General features: G+C 64.6%; 7 protein-coding genes. 4 read left to right on the forward strand and 3 right to left on the reverse strand.

Annotation, left to right across the window (positions count from 1 at the left end; translation table 11 throughout):
• Positions 1–79: 79 nt before the first annotated feature.
• From CK215_RS30420 to CK215_RS31575, 3 genes are all read right to left on the reverse strand, one after another.
• A complete protein-coding gene (locus CK215_RS30420) occupies positions 80–784 on the reverse strand; it encodes an SOS response-associated peptidase (RefSeq protein WP_066999284.1) in 705 nt (234 codons plus the stop codon).
• A gap of 106 nt (positions 785–890) precedes the next feature.
• Positions 891–1,109 carry a hypothetical protein gene (locus tag CK215_RS30425; RefSeq protein ID WP_095833139.1) on the reverse strand — a complete coding sequence of 73 codons (219 nt, stop codon included), beginning with the start codon at positions 1,107–1,109 and terminating at the stop codon, positions 891–893.
• 584 nt (positions 1,110–1,693) lie between these two features.
• A complete protein-coding gene (locus CK215_RS31575; RefSeq protein WP_082980599.1) occupies positions 1,694–1,840 on the reverse strand; it encodes a hypothetical protein in 147 nt (48 codons plus the stop codon).
• Positions 1,841–2,076: 236 nt separating this feature from the next.
• Here CK215_RS31575 and CK215_RS31580 point away from each other — a divergent pair, with 236 nt between their 5' ends.
• The 4 genes from CK215_RS31580 to CK215_RS30445 all read left to right on the forward strand — a co-directional run.
• Positions 2,077–2,235 (forward strand): hypothetical protein, encoded by a 159-nt coding sequence (locus CK215_RS31580; protein ID WP_156751168.1) that lies wholly within the window; start codon positions 2,077–2,079, stop codon positions 2,233–2,235.
• A 237-nt stretch (positions 2,236–2,472) separates the two neighbouring features.
• Entirely contained in the window at positions 2,473–3,540 is a 1,068-nt protein-coding gene (locus CK215_RS30435; protein WP_095828765.1) for a type III polyketide synthase, read from the forward strand.
• Complete coding sequence (locus tag CK215_RS30440; RefSeq protein WP_095833140.1) at positions 3,537–4,271, forward strand: methyltransferase domain-containing protein; 735 nt, start codon at positions 3,537–3,539, stop codon at positions 4,269–4,271. The genes CK215_RS30435 and CK215_RS30440 overlap by 4 nt, the downstream gene beginning before the upstream one ends.
• Positions 4,268–5,302, forward strand: a 1,035-nt coding sequence (locus tag CK215_RS30445) for an NAD(P)/FAD-dependent oxidoreductase (RefSeq protein WP_095833141.1), incomplete at its 3' end; no start/stop codon positions are given. The genes CK215_RS30440 and CK215_RS30445, both read left to right, overlap by 4 nt.

Raw genomic sequence — 5,302 nt, forward strand, 5'->3', positions numbered from 1 at the left:
ACACTGAGGTCAAGACCCAGTTTATCGACCAGGACCATCCGCCCAAGGGTTATATCTGGGTGCTGCAGAAGGCGAGGAGCTAAAACAACGACCCCTGCGCCGGCGGTTCCGCCGGAAACTTGATCTGCGTCGCCGGCTTGTCCACGATCACCAGCGCGTCGTCCGGCGCCGGCCGCTGCAGCGTCTTCGCCTCCGACCACGGCGCTGTCAGCCACAGCTCGGTTTCCGGCTCGGTGGTCAGGATCACCGGCATCGCCTTCTCGTGGATCGGCGCGATCAACGCGTTCGGCCTGGTCGTCAGGAAGCCGTAGAGCTCGTGGTCGCCCGGACCTTCCTTTACCTTGCGCACGCCATGCCAAGGCGTCCACATCCCGGCGAAGAAGAACAGCGGGCGGGCCTCGCCGAGCGCGAACCAGAAATTCTTCTGCACGCCGGTTTCAGGATCCTTGTCGCCGGGCTTTGGCGAGGGTTCGGCAAAGCTCGTCACCGGCACCAGGCAGCGGTTCTCGACGCCGAGATAAGGCAGCCAGTGGGCATATTGCGGGTTGCGGATGTTGGTCGTGCCGGGATCGGCATTGCCGCGCACGCGTTCCTGCGGCGTCGGCATGCCCCAGCGCAGCCGGGCGAGCTCGCGGCTGCCGTCGGCGGCATTGCGCACCACCGGCGCCGGCTGGTTGGGATAGATGTCGACCGAAGGTTCGAGATTGCCCGAAATGTCGCGCAGCGCTCGCGTCCACTGGCGGATCGCTTCCTGGCTTGTGGTGATGTTGTAAAGATTGCACATCGGCAGCACTTCCCCGTCCCGCCGATTGTTCCCGCATTTTCCGCGGAGCGCAAACTGGTTGCCGGTGAGGCGATGGCAAGCCACACGAATTGAGGATATCGGGCGCTCAGCGTCTGCGCCCGCCGCGCCGCTTTGGCGCGGCCGGCTCCGCGGCCGGCGGCTCGCCCGGCAGGCCCAGCCGGTGGCGTTCCTCCTCGGCGAAGGCTTCGGCTTCCGCGTGGATGTTGAACAACTGATGGGCCAGCCGGCCGCCTTCGACGACGCGCACCAGCCATTGGCCGTTGATGAATTTTACGCGGACACTGTCTGGTTCGCCTGCCACCATGTGCAGCTCCAGCTCGTCGCCCTAAGAATTGCATCCTCGAACAGCAATACGATTTAACGCACGAAGGGTCGCCGCAAGCAACCGCTTATTATCCTCAGCCGGAGAATAGTTGCAAGGCACGAGCACACTTGATGTCGAAAATACAGATTTCCGGTAAGGGCCGTTCAAAATGGATAAAATCCAGACACTGAAAGCTTGAAGGACACCCAAGGTAGAATTCGACTTCGATGCGGCGCCCGGTCCGCGCAACGATACGCCTCTCGAGCGCTTTAGAGCGATTGTGAGGGGGGCGTGCAGGTCCACCGCGGCAGCAGCGCTGGTTGCGGACCGATCGGTGGTGTGGAGGGCTTGCTTGCAAGGCGCGCCGGCGGCCCGGCAGCCTGGGGGGGTGTTTTGGGTTCGGCGGCCGGGCCTGACCGGAGTTTGCGAGCCTGCCGGCTACTTCGAACATGCGCTTGTACTAATGCAAGGGCAAGAACGACCTAGGCCCTAGGACCAAAGCAGTGGGAGGGGCGCAAACGGCCGAATACGAGCACCGGCCCGCGCGAGGCTCCGGCCCGCCTCCACAGAACATTTGCCCAGCATCAGAAACCGAAGAACTGCTTGCCCACGAGATAGCCCAGCGCCACGACTGCCAGCGGGAACAGCGCCGGCGCTATCCTGCCGAATGGCGAGGATCTTATCTCGCCCGCAGGGGCGCTGGGCTTGGCGTTGCCGAGGTTCTTGGTCATGGGTCCGTTACCGGAATTCTTGCCGGGTGACCAACAATATTAGAAAGCGCTGATTAATTTTTTCACAATTCGATTGATGCAATTTGCAGCTATCGCCGGTAGTCGCTATTCGCCCCCTGGGGTGCGTGCGCTTCCCGCTTCCTTGCCGATACCGTTCAATGTCGGACCGGGTGAGCGTTACACGTGCCTGGGAACCCTTCCCGCCTTCGCCAGGTTGATATGGGAGGCGAACCACCATGCTAGATAGACCGCCTGCCGAAAACCCGGGAAGGACCCTCGCCATCGTGCTGGCGGTTGGCCTCATCATCATCGCCTTGTTCTTTATCGGCTTCAGATATTCAGAGCGCGATCAGGGAGCCTTGATCGTGCCCGGAACGGTGCAGGGCAGCAAGTGATCGAGCCGAAATCCTTGCCTGCTGCTAGGGCGCGGAAAAGGCTGTAACACTTTGATTTGCCTATTATCCCCTTCAAATCTTTTAGTTTCGGGATCACACGCCAGGGAAGAAACAGGTTTTCCGAAACGTTTATCGAACAGGCAACAGTCAGCGCTTGGCGCCTGCCAAGGCGCGCTCTTGAGCAAGGAACCCCTCCGGCAACAGCGCGCACCGCGCCGAGGCCCAGGGAGACAGTAAATGTCCGCTAACGCCTACATCAACCGGATCGCGACGGCGGTTCCGGAGCATGAAGTCCACCAGTTCTACCTGCGCTACGCGGCCTCCATGCTCTGCAGCGACCGCAGGAAACTATTCGAACGCATGGCCGGGCTTGCCGGCATTGACCACCGCTTCTCCTGCTTTGCCCCGGCTCTCGACCCCGAAGGGCCGTCGGTCGATCTCGGCGGGATCTTCAAGCGGGGGGCATTTCCCGGGACGGCCGCCAGAATGGCTATGTTCGCAGAGGCCGCCCCCGCGCTGGCGCAAAAGGGCGTCGACGGGCTGCATCTCGGCAACGAGGCTTCGCGCATCACACACCTCATCGTCACCACCTGCACCGGTTTCTCCGCGCCCGGCATCGACCTCGACCTGGTTCAGCGCTGCGGCCTTGCGGACGGCGTCGAACGCACGATGATCGGTTTCATGGGCTGCTACGCTGCGGTCAACGGCCTCAAGCTTGCACGCCACATCGTACGCTCCGATCCGGGGGCAAGGGTACTGCTGGTCAACATCGAGATCTGCACACTGCACATCAGGGAAACCACCGAACTGGAAAAGCTGCTCTGCTTCTGCCTCTGGGGCGACGGCTGCGCTGCGAGCATCGTCACCGCCGAGCCGCCCGGCATCGAGCTCGACTCCTTCCGCTGCGCCGTCGCGAACGAGCAGCGCGAACTGATGACCTGGGATATCCGCGACCAAGGTTTCGACATGGTTCTTTCCGGCAAGGTGCCGGCCGCTGTCCAGGAAGCCCTGCGCAGCAACCGGGACGCGATCCTCGCAGGCCGGGCGCCGGAAGCGATCGACCTCTGGGCTGTGCATCCCGGCGGCCGCAGCATTCTCGACGCCGTCGAAAGGGCGTTTGAACTCGAGCCCGCCGCGCTCGAGCCCTCGCGCGAGGTGCTGCGCCAGTATGGCAACATGTCGTCGCCAACCGTCATGTTCGTGATGGAGAAGATGCTGAAGAAGCCGGGCGGGCTGCTCGGCTGCGGCATGTCGTTCGGGCCCGGGCTGACGGCCGAGACCATGCTGTTCAGGACCGTCTCATGAGTGCGCTCGCTGAACGCAGCCTCGTTCCGGAAATCCTGGACGGGCTCGCGGCCGACGATGCGCGGGCAATCCGCTCGCGCCGCGATCTCGCCCGCATCAACGCGCTGATGTTCCAGGCGCCGATCATGGCCTCGCTCATGCGGAAATTTTTGGCGAGGCCGCCGGGCCGCATCCTGGAGATCGGCGCCGGTGACGGCACCTTCATGCTCAAGGTGGCGAGGCGCATGGCACGCGATTGGCGCCAGGTGGAGCTGACGATGCTCGATCGCATCGGCCTCGCCACGCCGAAGCTCGCGGCGGATTTCGCCGGGCTGGGATGGAGGGTCGAAACCATCACCGCAGATGTCTTCGATTGGGCAGAGAGGGCGGATGGCAGGGCCTTCGACGCGATCACGGTCAACCTCTTCCTGCATCATTTCAACGATGCTGCACTGCTTCGCCTGTTCTCGCTTTTGCGGCCCAAGGCGCCGCTCATCCTGGCGACGGAACCGCTGCGGGCGGGCTTTGCACTGGTCGCGGCTCGGCTTCTGCCGGCAATTGGCGTCAACGACGTCACGCGACATGATGCGGTTGAAAGCGTCCGCGCCGGCTTTCGCGGCCACGAGCTTTCCGATCTTTGGGCTGCCGCCGGCGGCAACCCGCTCGAGGAACGGCGCGCAGGGCCTTTCTCGCATGTCTTTGTCGGGGCCTCGGCGATCCAGGTCGGGGATGCGCCCAGGGATAAGCCGTGAAGCGCGCATCCACCCACGATGCGATCATCATCGGCGCCGGCCCGGCGGGCACGTCGGCGGCGCTGGCGCTCGCCCGGCGCGGATGGGCTGTCGCGATCGTGGAGAAGAGCGCGTTTCCGCGCCGCAAGGTATGCGGCGAATACATCTCGGCAAGCAACCTCGCGCTCCTTGACCGGCTGGGTATCGGCGATGCTTGGCGCGGCGAGGCCGGTCCGGAAATACGCCGGGTCGGCCTCTTTTCCGGCAATGCCAGCATCGAGGCGCCGATGCCGGGCGCGCGATCCGGACCCGCGGCAAGAAACGGCTTCGGCCGCGCGCTTGGCCGCGACATATTGGACACGCTGCTGCTCGACGCGGCCCGCTCGGCTGGCGTGGAAGTGTTCCAGCCCTGCCGTGCCATCGCCATCGAAAGGGATGGCGACCGCCAGGCAGTGCGGATCCAGACTACAAGCGGCAGTCCCGGCGAGGAGGGGATGACCCTGCGGGCATCGGTAATCGTCGCTGCACACGGTTCGTGGGAGCCGGGGCCGCTGCCGAGCCAGCTCGGGAAGCAAAGCCGCTCCTCGGACCTGCTCGGGTTCAAGGCGCATTTCACCGGGTCGGCGCTGCCGCCCGATCTGATGCCGCTGCTCACTTTTCCCGGCGGCTACGGCGGCATGGTACTCGCCGACCGTGGCCGCCTATCGATCTCGTGCTGCATTAGGCGCGACGTGCTTGCCCGGCTGCGCGGCAGCCTTACCCGCGAACGCGGCGGCCATGTTCCGGCGGCCGAAGCCGTCGAGCGTCACATCAGGGCGACATGCCGGGGCGCACGGGACGCGCTGGCGGATGCCCGTCTTGACGGTCCGTGGCTCGCCGCAGGCCCGATCCGGCCGGGCATCCGCGCAGGCTACGAAGCGGACATCTTCCGCGTCGGCAATGTCGCAGGCGAGTCGCATCCGATTATCGCCGAGGGGATATCGATGGCGCTTCAGTCCGGCTGGCTTGTGGCTCAGGAACTCGGCGGGGCGGCGAGCCACGGACCGTCAAGA

This window comes from Mesorhizobium sp. WSM3864, assembly GCF_002294955.1.
Taxonomy (GTDB): Bacteria; Pseudomonadota; Alphaproteobacteria; order Rhizobiales; family Rhizobiaceae; genus Mesorhizobium.